Source organism: Phreatobacter sp. (genome assembly GCF_022843985.1).
GTDB lineage: Bacteria > Pseudomonadota > Alphaproteobacteria > Rhizobiales > Phreatobacteraceae > Phreatobacter.
This window is the reverse complement of sequence record NZ_JALHMP010000011.1, coordinates 21,554-37,913: the sequence shown is the minus strand read 5'-3', so window position 1 is coordinate 37,913 and position 16,360 is coordinate 21,554. Positions and strand designations below refer to the sequence as shown.

At 67.8% G+C, this 16,360-nt stretch carries 16 protein-coding genes; 7 read left to right on the top strand and 9 right to left on the bottom strand.

Annotated features, from left to right (window positions below; all coding sequences use genetic code 11):
- Nucleotides 1–19 precede the first annotated feature (19 nt).
- The 6 genes from Q0C57_RS09660 to Q0C57_RS09635 all read right to left on the bottom strand — a co-directional run bounded on the left by Q0C57_RS09660 (nucleotide 20) and on the right by Q0C57_RS09635 (nucleotide 6,136).
- Complete coding sequence (locus Q0C57_RS09660) at nucleotides 20–811, bottom strand: SDR family NAD(P)-dependent oxidoreductase (protein WP_296575549.1); 792 nt, start codon at nucleotides 809–811, stop codon at nucleotides 20–22.
- Nucleotides 812–838: 27 nt separating this feature from the next.
- Nucleotides 839–1,837: an alpha/beta hydrolase gene (locus tag Q0C57_RS09655; protein ID WP_296575546.1), complete on the bottom strand. Its 999-nt coding sequence runs from the start codon at nucleotides 1,835–1,837 to the stop codon at nucleotides 839–841.
- Between the two features lie 73 nt (nucleotides 1,838–1,910).
- Nucleotides 1,911–2,597 (bottom strand): glutathione S-transferase N-terminal domain-containing protein, encoded by a 687-nt coding sequence (locus tag Q0C57_RS09650; RefSeq protein WP_296575544.1) that lies wholly within the window; start codon nucleotides 2,595–2,597, stop codon nucleotides 1,911–1,913.
- A gap of 31 nt (nucleotides 2,598–2,628) precedes the next feature.
- Nucleotides 2,629–4,047: a M20 family metallopeptidase gene (locus Q0C57_RS09645; protein WP_296575541.1), complete on the bottom strand. Its 1,419-nt coding sequence runs from the start codon at nucleotides 4,045–4,047 to the stop codon at nucleotides 2,629–2,631.
- A 130-nt stretch (nucleotides 4,048–4,177) separates the two neighbouring features.
- Nucleotides 4,178–5,125, bottom strand: a complete 948-nt coding sequence (locus Q0C57_RS09640) for a dihydrodipicolinate synthase family protein (RefSeq protein ID WP_296575538.1) — start codon at nucleotides 5,123–5,125, stop codon at nucleotides 4,178–4,180.
- Nucleotides 5,126–5,227: 102 nt separating this feature from the next.
- Complete coding sequence (locus tag Q0C57_RS09635; protein ID WP_296575535.1) at nucleotides 5,228–6,136, bottom strand: LysR family transcriptional regulator; 909 nt, start codon at nucleotides 6,134–6,136, stop codon at nucleotides 5,228–5,230.
- Between the two features lie 154 nt (nucleotides 6,137–6,290).
- Here Q0C57_RS09635 and Q0C57_RS09630 point away from each other — a divergent pair, with 154 nt between their 5' ends.
- The 6 genes from Q0C57_RS09630 (at nucleotide 6,291) to Q0C57_RS09605 (ending at nucleotide 12,227) form a co-directional block, all read left to right on the top strand.
- Nucleotides 6,291–7,124, top strand: a complete 834-nt coding sequence (locus Q0C57_RS09630) for a transporter substrate-binding domain-containing protein (RefSeq protein ID WP_296575533.1) — start codon at nucleotides 6,291–6,293, stop codon at nucleotides 7,122–7,124.
- Nucleotides 7,124–7,858, top strand: coding sequence for an amino acid ABC transporter ATP-binding protein (locus Q0C57_RS09625; protein ID WP_296575532.1), 735 nt, complete (start codon nucleotides 7,124–7,126; stop codon nucleotides 7,856–7,858). Before Q0C57_RS09630 ends, Q0C57_RS09625 begins: the two co-directional genes overlap by 1 nt.
- 232 nt (nucleotides 7,859–8,090) lie before the next feature.
- Entirely contained in the window at nucleotides 8,091–8,774 is a 684-nt protein-coding gene (locus Q0C57_RS09620) for an amino acid ABC transporter permease (RefSeq protein WP_296575529.1), read from the top strand.
- Nucleotides 8,774–9,439, top strand: a complete 666-nt coding sequence (locus Q0C57_RS09615) for an amino acid ABC transporter permease (protein ID WP_296575527.1) — start codon at nucleotides 8,774–8,776, stop codon at nucleotides 9,437–9,439. The genes Q0C57_RS09620 and Q0C57_RS09615 overlap by 1 nt, the downstream gene beginning before the upstream one ends.
- A 22-nt stretch (nucleotides 9,440–9,461) precedes the next feature.
- Complete coding sequence (locus Q0C57_RS09610) at nucleotides 9,462–10,397, top strand: N-carbamoyl-D-amino-acid hydrolase (RefSeq protein ID WP_296575525.1); 936 nt, start codon at nucleotides 9,462–9,464, stop codon at nucleotides 10,395–10,397.
- A gap of 183 nt (nucleotides 10,398–10,580) precedes the next feature.
- Nucleotides 10,581–12,227: an ABC transporter substrate-binding protein gene (locus tag Q0C57_RS09605; RefSeq protein WP_296575522.1), complete on the top strand. Its 1,647-nt coding sequence runs from the start codon at nucleotides 10,581–10,583 to the stop codon at nucleotides 12,225–12,227.
- 105 nt (nucleotides 12,228–12,332) lie between these two features.
- Here Q0C57_RS09605 and pgi read toward each other — a convergent pair whose 3' ends face one another.
- Both pgi and Q0C57_RS09595 read right to left on the bottom strand, forming a co-directional pair.
- Nucleotides 12,333–13,973 (bottom strand): glucose-6-phosphate isomerase, encoded by a 1,641-nt coding sequence (gene pgi / locus Q0C57_RS09600; RefSeq protein WP_296575519.1) that lies wholly within the window; start codon nucleotides 13,971–13,973, stop codon nucleotides 12,333–12,335.
- Between the two features lie 73 nt (nucleotides 13,974–14,046).
- Nucleotides 14,047–14,592 carry an RNA pyrophosphohydrolase gene (locus tag Q0C57_RS09595; protein WP_296575786.1) on the bottom strand — a complete coding sequence of 182 codons (546 nt, stop codon included), beginning with the start codon at nucleotides 14,590–14,592 and terminating at the stop codon, nucleotides 14,047–14,049.
- A 50-nt stretch (nucleotides 14,593–14,642) separates the two neighbouring features.
- Between Q0C57_RS09595 and Q0C57_RS09590 the strand changes: the two genes are divergently transcribed.
- Nucleotides 14,643–15,443 carry a DeoR/GlpR family DNA-binding transcription regulator gene (locus tag Q0C57_RS09590; protein WP_366937820.1) on the top strand — a complete coding sequence of 267 codons (801 nt, stop codon included), beginning with the start codon at nucleotides 14,643–14,645 and terminating at the stop codon, nucleotides 15,441–15,443.
- Between the two features lie 4 nt (nucleotides 15,444–15,447).
- Here the strand turns inward: Q0C57_RS09590 and Q0C57_RS09585 are convergent, their stop codons facing one another.
- Nucleotides 15,448–16,350, bottom strand: a complete 903-nt coding sequence (locus tag Q0C57_RS09585; protein ID WP_296575513.1) for a CopD family protein — start codon at nucleotides 16,348–16,350, stop codon at nucleotides 15,448–15,450.
- Between the last annotated feature and the right edge of the window lie 10 nt (nucleotides 16,351–16,360).

The window sequence follows — 16,360 nt, the reverse complement described above, 5'->3', positions numbered from 1 at the left end:
TGGCTGGATGGTCAGGGCGTCAGCGCGGGCGCTGACCGGCAAAGGGCAGCGTCGAGGACAGGCCGCCATCGACGGGGAAGGCCTGGCCATTGACGTAGCTCGCCTCGTCGCTGGCGAGGAAACAGGCCATGGCGGCGATCTCCTCCGGCTGGCCCGGGCGGTTCAGGGGATTGAGCTGGCCGAGCTTGCCCTCGCTGCCGCGCTTGCGGGCGTGGTCGAAGATCGGGACCGTCATCCCGGTCTCGATCAGGCCGGGGCAGACGGCGTTGACGCGGACGCCGGTGCCACAGAAGGCGTTGGCCGCCGTCTGCACGAGGCTGACGACGCCGGCCTTGGAGGCGGAATAGGGGGCACCGCCGGCATTGGCCTTCAGACCGGCCACCGAGGCAGTGCAGACGATGGCCCCTCCCCCCTGGGCGATCATCAGCGGGGCGACCTCGCGAATGGCGAGGAAGGGGCCGATCAGGTTGACGCGCAGGATCTCCTGCCAGTGGTCCACGGTGAGATCCAAGAACGGCGTCAGGCCGCCGGAAATGCCGGCATTGGCGTAGATGGCGTCGATGCCGCCGAATGCGGCGACGGCGCGCGCCACATAGGCCTTCACATCCGCCTCCGACCCTGCATCGGCAGCCATGGCGAGAGCCGTGGCGCCGGTGGCGCGGATTTCGGCGGCCACAGCCTCCACCGCCTCGTCAGACCGGTCGATGAGGAGGACGCTGGCGCCCTCGCGCGCGAAGAGACGGGCGCTCGCCCGGCCGATGCCGCTCGCCGCACCGGTGACGATGGTGCGCTTGCCCTTGAGCCTGCCCATGCGGTCCTCCCGAGACCTGTCGCCCGTTCACCGAGCCTTGTCGTCAGCCTCCCAGGCCGACAGCACCGTCCGCATCACCGTGACGAGGGCGAGCGGCTGGTCGATCAGCACGTGATGCTGGGCCTCGGGGATCTCGACAAAGAAGGTCCCGGGCGGCGCCTGCCGGCGAACGTAGGCCTTCACCTCGTCGGGAAACAGCACCGAATCCGAGCCCCAGGTGATGGCGAGGCGGCAGGTCGCGGCTGCGAGATCCTCGGCCGGCTCGCGCCTGGTCATCCGCGACCACATGAAGGGATCGAAGCGCCAGGTCCAGCCGGATGAGCCGTCGGCCCTGCTCACCTCGCGCAGCGAGTGGCGGGCGATATTGTCGACGATGTAGAGGTTGTCCACGGTCTGGGCCGGCATCAGGCGGAAGCGGGCCAGCGCCTGGTCGAACGTGTCATAGACGAGAGTCTCCCGCGGCTCCCGCGAGGGCGGCCGGCCAAAGTCGCGCTTCGCCCGCATGTCCTTCGACAGGAAGGGCGAATCGATGGTCATCAGCCCGCCGATGCGATGGCCGTGGGTCGCCGCGAAGGCCATGGCGGGGAAACTGCCGAAGGAATGGGAGACGACGACAGGCTTTACCGGCCCCGCATCGAGACCCGTCGCCGCGATGGTGGCGAGCATCTCGCCCATCAGGTCGTCCATGGAATAGGCCGGGCGCCAGTCGGTGCCGCCCATGCCCGACCAGGACGGGGCGACGACGCGGTGGGTCCGGGCGAAGAAGGGGGCGAGATGGCTCCACCAGTCGGCATGGGCCGAACCGCCGTGCAGCAGCAGGAGCCCCGGCTTGCCGCGCTCGCCCCAGGCCAGGCACTCGATCGTCACGCCGGCGCCCTGGTGCGTGGAACGCTCGGGCTCGGTGGCGAGGGCCTGGGTGAACCATGGCGGCGCCGGCGGCCTGGCGCCGGCGAAGGCGACCAGGGGTGCGGGGATCGGCTCACTGGCCATGCGGAATTCCCGAAGAAGAACCTCTGCGGCCAGCATTCACCCCGCCTCCGGCCGTCGCAATAGGCCGAACGGCAGGAGCGGGATGCGGCATGGCCGGGGAAGGCTGCGATCAGCCGGCCTTCTTCAGGTGGCCGAACATGATGGCACGGGCCTCGTCGTCCATCTGCGCCTTGAAGGTGAAGCGGTCCTTCAGGGCGACGGCGCGGGCGGCGGCGGGGCGGGACGCCACGGCATCGTGCAGCTTCCTGACGTTCGGATAGCGCGACCAGGCATCGTCGCCGAGGACGAAGGGCAGCATGCGGATCCAGCCCCAGAGCGCCATGTCGACGATGGAATAGGCGCCGCCCACCATCCAGTCGCGGCCGGCGAGGTGCCCCTCGACCACCTTCAGGTGGCGGTCCGCCTCATACTGGTAGCGGTCATGGGCATAGGGCACCGGCTCGGGGGCGAAATGCTTGAAATGCACCGCCTGGCCGAAATAGGGGCCGATGCCGGAGGCGACGAACATGAGCCAGGACAGGAGCTCGCCGCGCGCCTTGGCGTCGGAGGCCGGGGGAATGAACTGGCCGCTCTTCTCGGCGAGATAGAGCAGGATGGCGTTGGAATCGAAGACGACCGCATCGCCGTCGACGATGGCCGGCACCTTGCCATTGGGATTGATGGCGAGATAGCCGGGCGCGAACTGGGCGCCGGTGCGGGTGTCGACCGCGACAGGCTCGTAGGCGAGACCTGTCTCCTCGAGAAGGAGCGCGACCTTGGTCGGGTTGGGCGAACCGTTGAAGTAGAAGCGGATCATCGAAGAGGCCTTTCGGGCATGGGGGTCCGGCTCAGCCGGCGGACATGGTAAGCGGCGGCCCGATCTCGTCGGGGATCGGGCAGCTATAGGGCGTGGCTTTGGTGCGGCGGGCAAGGTCCGCCTTGGCGGCGGCCATGAGCGCCGGATTCGACAGCACGGCGGCGCCGGTGGCGGCCATGGCTTTCGCCACATGGACCATGGCCTTGTGAGCGGCGGGCGTCTTGCCCTGGGCCACCACCTGCCAGGTGTGGAACGGCGTGCCGACGGCGACGGTGGGCGCATGGGCCTGCACGGTCGGCACCACCCAGCTGACATCGCCGACATCGGTCGAGCCGATGAAGGGATTGCGCCTGGCGTCGAGCGGCACGGTGAAGTCGGCCAGCGGCTTGTCCTCGGGCTCGAGGCCGATGGCGCGATAGACGCTGGCAATGTCCTGCGGCGTCAGGGTCGCCTGAATCTGCCGGGCGAAATCCTTGTCGACCTCGTCGAAATGCGGCGGGCCGAGCTCCTCCATCACGCCCTGCAGCGTCTGCTCCAGCGGCGTGTTGCCGAGGATGTTGGAGACCGCGGAGATGATCTTCACCTCCATCTTCGTCTCGGTCATCAGCGCTGCGCCCTCGGCGATCTTCTTCACGCGCCCGACCAGTTCGAGCATGCCGGGTAGGTCGCGGGCACGGATCGAATAGCGCACGCGCGCATGGGCCTGCACGACGTTGGGGGCGATCCCGCCGGTGTCGAGGAGCGCGTAATGCACCCGCGCGTCTGAGGGCATGTGCTCGCGCATATAGTTGACGCCGACATTCATCAGTTCGACCGCGTCGAGCGCCGAGCGGCCGAGATGGGGCGAAGCCGCGGCATGGGCGGCCTTGCCGGTGAAGATGAAGTCGGCGCGGGTATTGGCCAGCGACAGCGGCGGGGCGACCTCCCACCAGCTTCCCGGATGCCAGGTGATGGCGATGTCGGCGTCCTGGAAGGCGCCGGCCCGCACCATGAAGGCCTTGGCTGCGCCGCCCTCTTCCGCCGGGCAACCATAGTAGCGGACGCGGCCGGGAATGCCGTTCTCCGCCAGCCAGTTCTTCATGGCGGTGGCTGCGAGAAGGGCGGCGGAGCCAAGGAGATTGTGACCGCAGCCGTGGCCGTGGCCACCGGCCTCGACCGGGCGAGGCTCGGCGACGCCGGCCTCCTGGCTGAGTCCCGGCAGGGCGTCATATTCGCCGAGGAAGGCGATGACCGGTCCACCCTCGCCCGCCTCGCCGATCACGGCGGTCGGGATGCCGGCGACCTTCTCGGTGATGCGGAAGCCTTCGGCCTTCAGCTGGGCGGTGTGCTCGGCGCAGGAGCGGGTCTCGGTGTAGCAGACCTCCGGCATGCCCCAGACGCGGTCCGACAGTGCGATGAGACGGCCCGATGCCGCGTCCACCTGCCGCCACAGATCGCTTCTGTTGTCCATGATACCCCCGGGGTCGATCAGCCAGCGCGCATAACACGACCGCGCTGCAGCGAAGTCCAGCGCGCCTGCGCATGGTTGACCCGACGACCCGGCGGGCCGCCGGCCTTCCGCCGACGGCCCCCGGGCCCGTTCACGCCGCTTTGGCGCGGGCGTCGTGCTTGGCCAGCCGGTCGAAGAGATAGTCGACCTCGGCACGCGCCTTGGCCGAGAGCGGGGCGCTGGGCTTGCGCTGGGCGTCGGAGGCGATGACGCCGCGCTTCTTCATCAGATATTTGCGCACGGCGAGGCCGGCGCCCGGCTGCTGCTCGTAACGGATCAGCGGCAGGTGGGCGTCGAAGAGATCATGGGCGGCGTCGCGCTTGCCGGCCTTCTGCAGCCGGACCACGTCCACCAGCATGTCCGGGAAAGCATAGCCGGTCATGGCGCCGTCGGCGCCGCGCTCGCATTCGAAGTCGAGGAACAGGCCGCCATTGCCGCACAGGATGGAGACGTGGCGCATGGAACCGTCGGCCTCGAAGCCGCGCAGGGTCGAGATCTTCTCCAGGCCCGGCCAGTCCTCGTGCTTCAGCATCACGCAGGACGGCAGGTCCTGGATGATGGCGCGGATGACCTTCGGGCTCATCACCACCGAGAAGGTGATGGGAAAATCCTGGATGCAGAAGGGCACGTCGTCGCCGATCGCATCGACTGCCTGCTTGTAGTAGCCGATGATCTGGTCGTCGGTGCGCAGCGTGTTGGGCGGGGCGATCATGACGCCGGCAGCGCCGGCATCCATCACGGTGCGGGCGAGCGAGCGCATGGCGGCGAAACCCGGCGCCGAGACGCCGACGATGACCGGCATGGAGGGGCCGGCGCGCTGGATGATCTGCTTGGAGATGGCGACCGATTCCTCGGCGGCGAGCTTGGGCGCCTCGCCCATGACACCGAGAATGGTGAGCCCGTCGGCGCCGCAGGCACGGTAGAAATCAACCATGGAATCCGTCGACTTCTCGTCGATGCGACCGTCCTCGTGGAAGGGCGTCGCCGCGATGACATAGACACCGCTGGCCGTGGTCAGATCCGTTCCGTTCGCCTTCATGGCTCTTGTCCTCTCAAGGGGGGCGCGTTTCGATGCTGGCGATGCCACGGAACGAGGGTGGCGGTCAAAGCCGGCCGTCGCAAGGCTTCCATGCCGGGCCGCTCACGGCAGCGCCACGAAAGGATCGGCGAAGCGGACGGCGCTCGCCTGAACCTCCTTCAGGAAAGCGCGGACGACGCGCTTCGGCGGCTGCCCGCGGGCCGTCAGGGCGAAGGCCTGGATCGGCACCCGCGGGCTGAGCGGACGGAAGACGAGGTCGTAGCGTCCACCGACGACGGCGAAGGAATCGACCACCGCGACGCCGACGCCGCTCTCGGCGAGGAGGCAGGCGGTGCCGCTGTAGCGCGTCTCCACCATCACCCGGTCCTGCAGCGCCGGGGTCCAGAAACCCTGGTTGAGGGCGAAGCCGAGCGGGGTTCCCGGCTCGAAGCCGACGAGCGGATAGGCGGCGAGATCGGTGGCGGAAATCTCGGACCGATCGGCCAGCGGATGATCGGGCGGGCAGACGCAGACCATCTGTCCCGTGCAGATGGCCGTGGCCTCGATGCCCGGCCGCGGCTGCGGCGAGAGCGAGAAGCCAAGATCGACGAAGCCGGTCTCGACACCTTCGACCACGCCCGGCGTCCGCCTGACATCGAAGAAGACATGCATGTCCGGCCGGCTCGCGAGAAAGGCCTTGAGGGCGCGCGGCACCAGGGCGTTGGAGAGGGCCGGGGTCGAGAGGACCCTGAGGCTGCCCGTTCGGGTATCACGCAGATCCTTCAGCTTCTGGGAAAAGGCCCGGTAGAGCGAGAAGATCGGTTCCGAGCCGCGCATGACCTCCTGCGCCTCGGCGGTCGGAACCAGGCGATTGCCGATCCGGTCGAAGAGTGGCAGCCCGAGCTGGGCCTCGATCTGCCTGATGGCGTTGGAGACGGCCGGCTGCGAAATGGCCAGCGCCTCCGCCGCGCCGACGGTCGTCTGGCAGCGGATGACCTCACGGAAGATTTCCAGTTGCCGCAGATTGAGCATGGGTGGGCCCTCGTGCCCAGGGAGCGGGCAATATAATCTATGATTATACTCAAGGCTTGATTATTCATCGTCAATGATATTGAGGTGCCCTTTTTTGCGTGTTTACGTTGGGAACCACCGCCGTCAGAGCGGCTCCCAACAGAGGGTTCCCATCATGCTCCGCCATATTCTCGCTGCCGCAGGCCTTGCGACGCTCATGACCGGACAGGCCCTGGCGCAGGCTCCCATCAAGACCGCCGTCGACGGCACCTTCGCCCCGCATGCCTTCCCGAACCTCGCCGCCGGCGGCGTCCAGGGCTTCAACATCGACCTGTTCCAGGAAGTCGCCAGGCGCCTCGGCCGCCCCATCGAAATCACCTCGACGCAGTTCTCCGGCATCATCCCGGCGCTGAACGCCGGCACCTACGACTTCATCGCGGCTCCGGTCACGGTGACCAGGGAGCGCGCCGAGAGCCTGCTTTTCACCGAGGGCTATCTCGATACGGACTTCCGCCTTGTCACCCGTCGGGGTGACGCAGCGATTACCGATCTTGCCTCGCTGCGCGACAAGGTCGTCTCGGTGAACCGCGGCTCGGCCTACGAGAGCTGGGCGAAATCGATGGAGGCCACGGTGGGCTGGAAGGTGGAAGCCTTCGGTACCCAGACCGATGCCGTGCAGGCGGTCATCGCCGGCCGCGCCGTCGCCAATATCACCGCCGAGACGGTCGCCGCCTTCGCCGTGCGCAACAACCCGCAGATCAAACTCGACTATCTGCACAAGACCGGCCTCGTTTGGGCCGCGCCCGTCCGCAACGGCGACCTCGCGACCCGTGCGGCCCTCGAGAACGCCATCGAGTGCATCAAGAAGGACGGCACCATGGCGAAGATCTTCGAGAAGTGGTTCGGCATCGCGCCCCGTCCGGGTTCCGCGGCCGTCACCATCTTCCCGGGCTCCGGCGTTCCCGGCATGGCGGGCTATGACGCGACCGCCCGCGAGCCGCGCTGCTGATGTCGGCACTGCTCGACGTCCGGGGCCTCAGAAAGAGCTTCGGCACCACCGAGATCCTGCGCGGCATCGACTTTTCCGTCGCCGCGCGGGAATTGGTCTTCATCATCGGGCCTTCGGGCTCGGGCAAGTCGACCATGCTGCGCTGCTGCAACCGGCTCGAGGAGCCGACAGCCGGCCAGGTGATCGTGGATGGCGTCGACCTGATGGCGCCTGGCATCGACATCAACGCCATGCGCCGGCAGATCGGCATGGTCTTCCAGGCCTTCAACCTCTACCCGCACATGACGGCGCTCGGGAACGTCACGCTGGCGCTGCGCAAGGTGCTGGGCAAGAGCCGGGACGAGGCCGAAGCGATCGGCCGCGCCGCGCTTGATCGCGTCGGACTGAAAGAAAAAGCGCCGAGCTACCCGTCCGAACTCTCGGGCGGCCAGCAGCAGCGCGTGGCGATCGCCCGGGCGCTGGCACTGGAGCCGAAGATCATGCTCTTCGACGAGCCGACGTCGGCGCTCGATCCGGAACTGGTCGGCGCGGTGCTCGGGGTGATGCGTGACCTCAAGGCCTCGGGCATGACCATGGTCGTCGTCAGCCACGAGATGCGCTTCGCCCGCGACGCCGCCGACCGAATCGTCTTCATGGCGGAGGGCCAGATTCTCGAACAGGGCACGCCGGCGGAGATCTTCGGCAATCCGCAGCTTCCGCGCACCCGGGACTTCGTCGGGGAGCTGTCGCGGTGAGGTATTCTGATCGCCCGTTGAGGGGGGATGGAAATGGCCCCACCCGCACCCTCCCCTCGCTGGCGCGAGGAGAGGGGGACTATTGCGCCCCGGCTCATCGCCGGCCGTCGAGCCAGGCCCGACCGGAGCATGAAGGGCTGAGCGCCAAAGTCCCCCTCCCCTGCGAGCGCAGCGAGAAGGGGAGCGTGCGGGTGGGGCATGTCGTGATTGCTCCGGCGGCGGGAGGCCTCAGGTGACCGGCCTCGAGCGCTTCCAGGACGCCTTCCTGAAGCCGGAGCTGATCGCCCGCTACTGGCCCGATATCCTCTCGGGCGTGGCGGTGACGCTGCAGATCGCCGTGGCGGTGGTGATCACGGGCCTGGCCCTCGGCCTCGTCCTGGCGGTGATCCGCAGCTACCGCTCGCGCCTTGCCAATGCGCCGATCATCGTCTTCGTCGACATGTTCCGCGCCCTGCCGCCGCTGGTCGCCATCCTCATCGTCTATTTCGGCCTGCCCAATCTCGGCATCAACATTTCCGGCTTCGCCGTGCTCTGGCTCGTGCTGTCGCTGGTGCTCGCGGCCTTCGCCGAGGAGATCTTCTGGTCGGGCATCGTCTCGGTGCGCAAGGGCCAGTGGGAGGCGGCGCGCTCCACCGGGCTCAGCCACTGGCAGACCATGACGTCGGTGATCCTGCCGCAGGCGATCCGCATCTGCGTGCCGCCGCTGACCAACCGGACCATCGCGGTGACCAAGAACACTGCACTCGGCACGGTGATCGGGGTTGGCGAGATCATGAACGAGGGCACCTCGGCCATGTCGCTGTCAGGCAATGCGACGCCGCTGATGATGGCCGCCGTGGCCTATATCCTCATCTTCGTGCCTGTCGTCGCGCTGGGATCGTGGATCGAGCGGCGCTTCGCCTGGAAGAGGGCGTGATGGAGATCTTCCTCTTCCAGTTCCTCAACTTCGACATCATGCGGCAGGCCTGGCCGATCATTTTCGGCGGCGCGCAGATGACGCTGCTGCTGTGCCTGGCCGTCATTCCGCTCGGCCTCGCCGGCGGGCTGATGGTGGCGACGGGGGCGATGGCGCGCTCGCGGGCGCTGCGGCTCGCCACCAAGGCCTATGTCGACTTCTTCCGCGCCGTGCCGCCGCTGGTGTTGCTGATCATCATCTATTCCGGCCTGCCCTTCGCCGGCATCCGCATGTCGCCCTTCATGGCGGTCTGCATCGCCTTCTTCCTCAACGCCTCGTCCTTCTATGGCGAGATTTTCCGCGCCGGCATCGAATCCGTCGGCAAGGGACAATGGGAGGCGGCGCGCTCGACCGGGCTGAGCTGGGTGCAGACCTACCGGTCCGTGATTCTCCCGCAGGCGACCCGCAACGTGCTGCCGGACCTCGTCTCCAACACGGTGGAGGTGATCAAGCTCACCTCCATCGCCTCGGTCGTATCCTTCACCGAGTTGCTCTATGCCGCCGACATGGCCCGCAGCGTGACCTACAACACCTCGCCCATCGTCCTCGCCGCCTTCCTCTATCTCATCGTCCTCTGGCCCATCGTGCGGCTCGTCAGCCGGCTCGAACACCGGCTTGGACACTAGAGGCCCCTCCAGGAGACCCCTCATGGCCCGCATCGTCACCGTCGCCGCAGCCCAGCTCGGCCCCATCCAGAAGGCGGAAAGCCGCGCCAGCGTGGTGGCCCGCATGATCGCGCTGATGGAGGAGGCCAAGGCCAAGGGTGCGACCTTCATCGTCTATCCCGAACTGGCGCTGACCACCTTCTTCCCGCGCTGGTACGAAGAGGACCGGGCGAAGATGGACATGTGGTTCGAGGCCGCGATGCCCAATGCGGCGACGCAACCGCTGTTCGACAAGGCCAGGGCCTTCGGCATGGCGATGAGCTTCGGCTATGCCGAGCTGACCCCCGACGGCCACCATTTCAACACCTCGATCCTCGTCGACAAGGCTGGCGCCGTCGTCGGCAAGTATCGCAAGACCCACCTGCCCGGCCATGTCGAGTTCGATCCCGAACGTACCCACCAACATCTCGAAAAGCGCTATTTCGAGCCCGGTGACACCGGCTTTCCGGTCTGGCGCTTCGAAGGCGGGCTGATGGGCATGGCGATCTGCAACGATCGCCGCTGGCCGGAGACCTACCGGGTCATGGGCCTGCAGGGCGTCGAGATGGTGGTGCTCGGCTTCAACACGCCCTCGGTCAATTCGCAGCGCGCCGGCGAGGGCATGGAGGACCGGCTGTTCCACCATCGTCTGTCCTGCCAGGCGGGCGCCTATCAGAACGCCACCTGGGTCGTCGCCGTCGCCAAGGCCGGCACGGAGGACGGCAACCACCTGATGGGCGGCACGCTGATCGTCGATCCCAACGGCAAGATCGTCGGCGAACTGCCGCACGAGCACGACGGCGTGCTGGTCCATGCCTGCGACCTCGACGACACCGTCTTCGGCAAGGAGACGATCTTCGACTTCAAGCGCCATCGCCGCATCGAACATTACGGCCTCATCACCGAGCGCGTCGGCGTCGGCGAACCGCTGGGACGCTGACGGCCCGCGGCTGCGCCAGGGACGGCCCCTGCCTCGCATGGAGGCAGGCTGCCGCATCCGAATCCAGTCACCCATGCGCGCTCCGCAGAAATTGATGCTTGATTTCAGGGCTTTGCGCCGGCGCACCGGCTGGCATATGAATTGTATGCAGGACCTTCCAGGTGACCGAACCTGGAGGCCGTCATGGCGCGCAAGACCCTCACGAGCAGTGCCTTTTCCCGCCGGACCCTGCTGAAGGGCGCCGCCGTGGCGGCCGGTGCGGCGACCCTGCCGGGTACGGCAGGCGCGCAGGCGGCCAACGCCCCGCTGCGCATCGGCATCTCGCTCTCCGACGTGCCGCGCATGTGGGGCGGGCCGGAAGGCGGCTTCGAGGGCCTGCGCTTCGGCGCCTATATGGTCTTCGACGCGCTGGTGAACTGGGACATGACCAAGGCCGACCAGCCCTCGGGCCTGACGCCGGGCCTTGCAACCAAGTGGGAGATCGACCCGGCCAACCGGCAGCGCTGGATCATCACCCTGCGCGAGGGCGTCACCTTCCATGACGGCACGGCCTTCGACGCCGATGCCGTGATCTGGAATTTCGATTCCATCTTCAAGGCGGATGCGCCGCAGTTCCACCAGCCGCGCGTCGGCCTGGTGCGCTCGCGCCTGTCATCCATTGCCGGCTACACGAAGATCGACGCGAAGACCATCGCGGTGACCACCAATGTCGTCGACGGCATGCTGCCCTATCAACTCGCCTATCTCTGGTTCGTCAGCCCGGCACGGCTGGCCGAACTCGGTGGCGACTGGCAGCGCTTCACCCAGCGTCCTGCCGGCACCGGTCCCTACAAGGTCGTCTCCGTCACCCCGCGCGAGCGGGTCGAGCTGGAGGCCAACACCGCCTATTGGGACAAGGGCCGCGTGCCGAAGACGCAGCGCACCGTGCTGCTACCCATTCCTGATGCCAATGCGCGGATCGCGGCCCTGCGCTCCGGCACGATCGACATGGCCGAAACCCTGCCGCCCGACGCCATTCCCTCCCTGAAATCGGCGGGCTTCCAGGTGGTCCAGAACTCCTATCCCCACATCTGGGCCTGGCGGCTCAACGTCAATCCCGGCACCCCCTTCGCCGATCTGCGCGTGCGGCGCGCGGCCAATCTCGCCATCGACCGCGACAGCATGGTGCAGTTGCTGTCCGGCACGGCGCTGCCGGCCAAGGGCAAGGTCCTGCCCGGCGATCCCTGGTTCGGCAAGCCGACATTTGACATCCGCTACGATGTCGCGGCGGCAAAGAAGCTGATGACCGAAGCCGGCTATGGACCCGCCAAGCGGCTTGAGGTCGTCGCGGTCATCGCGTCCGGGGGCGGCGGCCAGATGGTGCCGCTGCCAATGAACGAGATGATCCAGGAGAACCTCAAGGAGATCTGGATCGACGTGAAGTTCGAGGTGGTCGACTTCACCACCATCATCAACATGCTGCGCGGCGGCACGCGCACCGACCAGCAGAAGGGCTTCCACGCCCTCAATATCGCCATCCCCTCCATCGACCCGACGACCGGCTGGGTGATCTACGATTCGACGCTGACCGCGCCCCGCGGCGTCAACTGGGGCTGGTACAATAACCCGGCGATCGATGCGCAGATCAAGGTCATGCGCGAAGCCTTCGATCCCGCGGCGCAGAACGAGGCGATGGGCAAGCTGCATGCCCTGCTGGTGGACGACGCCGCGGCGCTGTTCGTCGTCCATGATCTCAATCCGCGCGGCCTGTCGGCCCGCGTGAAGGGTTTCGTCCAGGCCCGCAACTGGTTCCAGGACTATACGCCGGTGACGGTGGGGCCGGCGGCCTGAGGATCAGGGGGTGCCCCGCCATTCGCCCGCTCCCGCGTCATGGCCCGCTTAAGCCCGGCCATGACGTCATCGGCGGGTCCATGGCGCGGCGGCCCCGTCGCCGCCTCAGACCCTGAGTTTCTTCAACTGCGCCAGAAGCCCCGCAGTCGAGGAGTCGAGGCCCGACGCATCGGCGGAGTGGCCGGCCACCAGCGGCTCGAGCCGCGTCGCCAGTTCCTTGCCCAGTTCGACGCCCCATTGGTCGAAGGCATTGATGCCGAGGACGGTCGCCATGACGAAGACCTTGTGCTCGTAGAGGGCGACGATCATGCCGAGGGTCGCGGGGTCGAGCTTGCGATAGAGGAAGGTGGTCGAGGGCCGGTTGCCAGGAAAGACCCGGTGCGGGGCGATGCGCTCGGCGGCGGCCCTGTCCATGCCCCGGGCGATCAGCTGGTCGCGGGCCTCCTGGAAGCTGCGGCCCCGCATCATGGCCTGGCTCTGGGCGAGGCAATTGGCGATCAGCAGGTCATGGTGCTTGCGGCCGCGCTCGTGCGGCGAGGCGGCGACGAGGAAATCGCAGGGCACGATCTCGGTGCCCTGGTGCAGGAGCTGGAAGAAGGCGTGCTGACCGTTGGTTCCCGGCTCACCCCAGATGATGGGTCCGGTCGGCCGCGTCACCGCCTGCCCCGTCAGTGTGACGCCCTTGCCGAGGCTCTCCATGTCGAGCTGCTGGAGATGGGCCGGCAGGCGGGCGAGGCGCTGGTCGTAGGGAAGCACCGCATGGCTGGAATAGCCCCAGACATGGCGGTGCCAGAGACCGAGAAGGCCCATGATCACCGGCATGTTGCGCTTCAGCGGCGCCGTGCGGAAATGCTGGTCGACACGCTCGGCCCCCGCGAGGAAGGCGGTGAACTGGCGCGGACCAATGGCGATCATCAGCGTGAGCCCGACCGCCGACCAGACCGAGTAGCGGCCGCCCACCCAATCCCAGAAGCGGAACATGCTGGCCTCGGCGATGCCGAAAGCGTTGACCGCAGGCAGATTGGTGGAGACCGCCGCGAAGTGCCGGCCGACCGCCTCATCGCCGAGGGCCTGCGCCAGCCAGTTCCGCGCCGTCTGCGCATTGGTCATGGTCTCCACCGTGGTGAAGGTCTTGGAGACCACGACGAACAGGGTGCGCGCGGGGTCGAGGCCCTTCAGCGTCTCCGCCACGTGGGCGCCGTCGACATTGGAGACGAAGCGGATGGCAAGGCCGCGCCGGACATAGGGGGCGAGCGCCTGGGTCGCCATGGCCGGGCCGAGGTCGGAGCCGCCGATGCCGATATTGACGATGGCGGTGAAGCGCTTGCCGGTGGCGCCACGCAGTGCGCCGGTGCGCACGGCCTCGGCGAAGGCGAAGCAGCGCTCCCGTTCGGCCGCAACTTCCGGCATGACGTCGCGCCCATCGGTGAACATCGGCGCGCCCGAGAGGTTGCGCAGGGCGACGTGCAAGGCGGCACGATCCTCGGTGGCATTGATCCGCGCGCCAGCAAACATCGCGTCGCGCTTGTCCTCGACACCGGCGGCACTGGCCAGGTCAACCAGAAGCCGCATCGTCGTGGCCGAGACGCGCGTCTTGGACCAGTCCATCAGAAGCGGGCCGAGCTTCAGCGAGAAGCGCGCGAACCGCCCGGAATCCTCGTCGAACATTTCCGGCAGCGACATCACCATCAAAGCGCGACGGTTGGCTTCGAGCGCCTCATAGGCGCGGGTGATGGCATCGGTCATCAAGGAAGGTCCATCGACATGCAGCAGGCAGCAGGCGGCGCGACCATCGTCGGCCATCGTGACCACATCATGATCAACCGGAACCGGACAAGACCTCACGGTCATGCACACCCGACAGCCCGGCGAAAGGGGCGAAACCGGCCACCACGGCCGAATAGACCTCGCGCTTATAGGGCACGACCATCTCGGGCAGCACCGACAGCTGCTCCCAGCGCCAGGCGTCGAACTCCGCCGCTTCCCCCAGCCGTGGCGAGTCGAGGTCGATCTCGCTGTCGCAGCCGGTGAAACGGAAGGCGAACCAGATCTGGCTCTGGCCGCGCCAGCGGCCGAGCCGGTGCGGCGGGCCGTGATAGGGTGGCCAGTCATAGGCAACAGGCCGTTGCAACCGGCCGAGCAACTGCACCGACGTCACGCCCGTTTCCTCGAAAAGCTCCCGCCGCGCGGCCATTTCGGGGGCCTCGCCGGGGTCTGCTCCCCCTTGCGGCATCTGCCATTCGAAGCCGGGATAGATGACCTCCGGTCCGTCGTCTCCGATGCGGCGGGCGATCAGGACCCGGCCCTGTGCATTGAACAGGGCGATCCCGACATTAGGCCGATAGGCTGCGTCAGCACCGCACATACGTACAAACACGCATTAATTGCCCCGCTCGGACATGGTCGATTGGTACCATGACACACATTCCCGGAGGGAACTTCAACGCGATGGCAAGACCCCTAGCCATTACCCGCCATGATCGCATCCGCATGATGCTCGCGGAAGTCGGAACGGTCACTGTCTCGGGACTCGCCAGCACGCTCGGCGTCTCCCGCGAGACGATTCGCCGTGACCTCAAGCTTTTCGCAGATCGCGGCGAGGTCACCATCGTGCATGGCGGCGCTTCGCGCCGCGGGAGCGACAACCGGACCCCGATCACCCTGCTTGCGGACACTCCGTCCGGTCGGTCCGCCATCGCCCGCGCCGCGGCGGGACTGGTCGAGGACGGCAGCGTCGTTCTGCTCGATGCCGGCCCCACCGCTCTCGCCGTGGCCTCCGCCCTCGCCGGGAAGTCGCGGCTGACCGTCATCACCAATGGCATCGCCAATGCCGCCCTGTTGTCACAGGTCCCCGGTATCCGCGTGGTGATGCTCGGTGGCGAGGTGGACGCGGCGAGTGACGGTGCCGTCGGCATCGACACCATGGCCATGCTGCGCAACTACCGCGTCGACATCGCCTTTGTCGGCGTGGGAGGCATGGCCGCAGATGGGCAGCCGACCGATTTCAGCCGCGTCTGGGCGGAGCAGCGCAAGCAGATGATCGCCGCCGCCAAACGCGCCTATTTCCTGGTCGATGCATCGTCCCTCGATCGTGAGACGCCGGTGCGGATCGAAGGAGCGGACGCCGCCACCGGGATCATCGTCGACCAGAGGCCGGCCAAGGCGCTCGCCAAGGCGGTCACCGACCGCGGCCTTGAAATGCTGGTGGGCGCCTGAGCGCTCAGCGGCCGGCGACGGCGGGAAGGTCGGCCGTCGTCAGTTCGGCCGTCGCGTAGAACACCAGAAGCGCGAAGAGGATCTGTCGTCCGCAGGAGGTGCGCAAAGCCTCGCCCGCAAGAACGTCGCCGCGTTGCATCAGGCGCGCATGTTTGAACCGACAGGCAAGAGCGCCGAGCACCATGGCGCCGACAAGGGCGGTCTTCGCCAGCACGACCCAGCCGTAACCGGTCCGGACCAGCGCCATGGGCGAGGCGGCGAGGACAAGCGCCATGGTGGCGCCGGTGGCGACCGCCAGACCCGCAAAGACCATGGCGAAACGCGACCAGGCGAGCACCGTCTCGGACGCAGAGCGCGGATCGCGCCGGCGGGCAACGCTGCGCAGAGGGAAGAGGCTGCCGAACCAGAAGGCCGCGGCAGCGCCGTGAACGAGGCCGAGGGCGATCAGTTCCTGGCGGCGGGCATGACCCACCGCATGGCCCGCCAGCACCGGAGCGAGGCAGACCAGCAAGGCACCGGCCGTCGCCAGTCCCGCCCCCCAGGCGGTGCGCACGCGGGCGAAGAGCAGCAGGGCAAGTCCGGCCAGCAAGGTGAAGGCGGCATCGCCGAAGGGCGAGCGAGCGATCTCGGGATAGAGTTGCCAGCGGCCCATCCCCTCGCCGATCCCGGTCAGCGCCGCTGCGCGGAAGGGCCAGAGGGCGGCGTTTGCAACAAGGGCGAGCACGACGAAGAGGGTGAGCCAGCGGCGGGCCGCCCGGGCCTCGTCGAGGGTGAGCCGCTCGCTGAGGAAGACCAGGAACAGGGCCGCGCCGGCAGCCCCGAGGGCGCTCGCCGTGGCAAGGGCCCGCACCAGAACCGCCGCGCCGCGCACCGGATCACCCGCGCCCTGCCAGACCTCGAGAATCATTGCCGTTTCC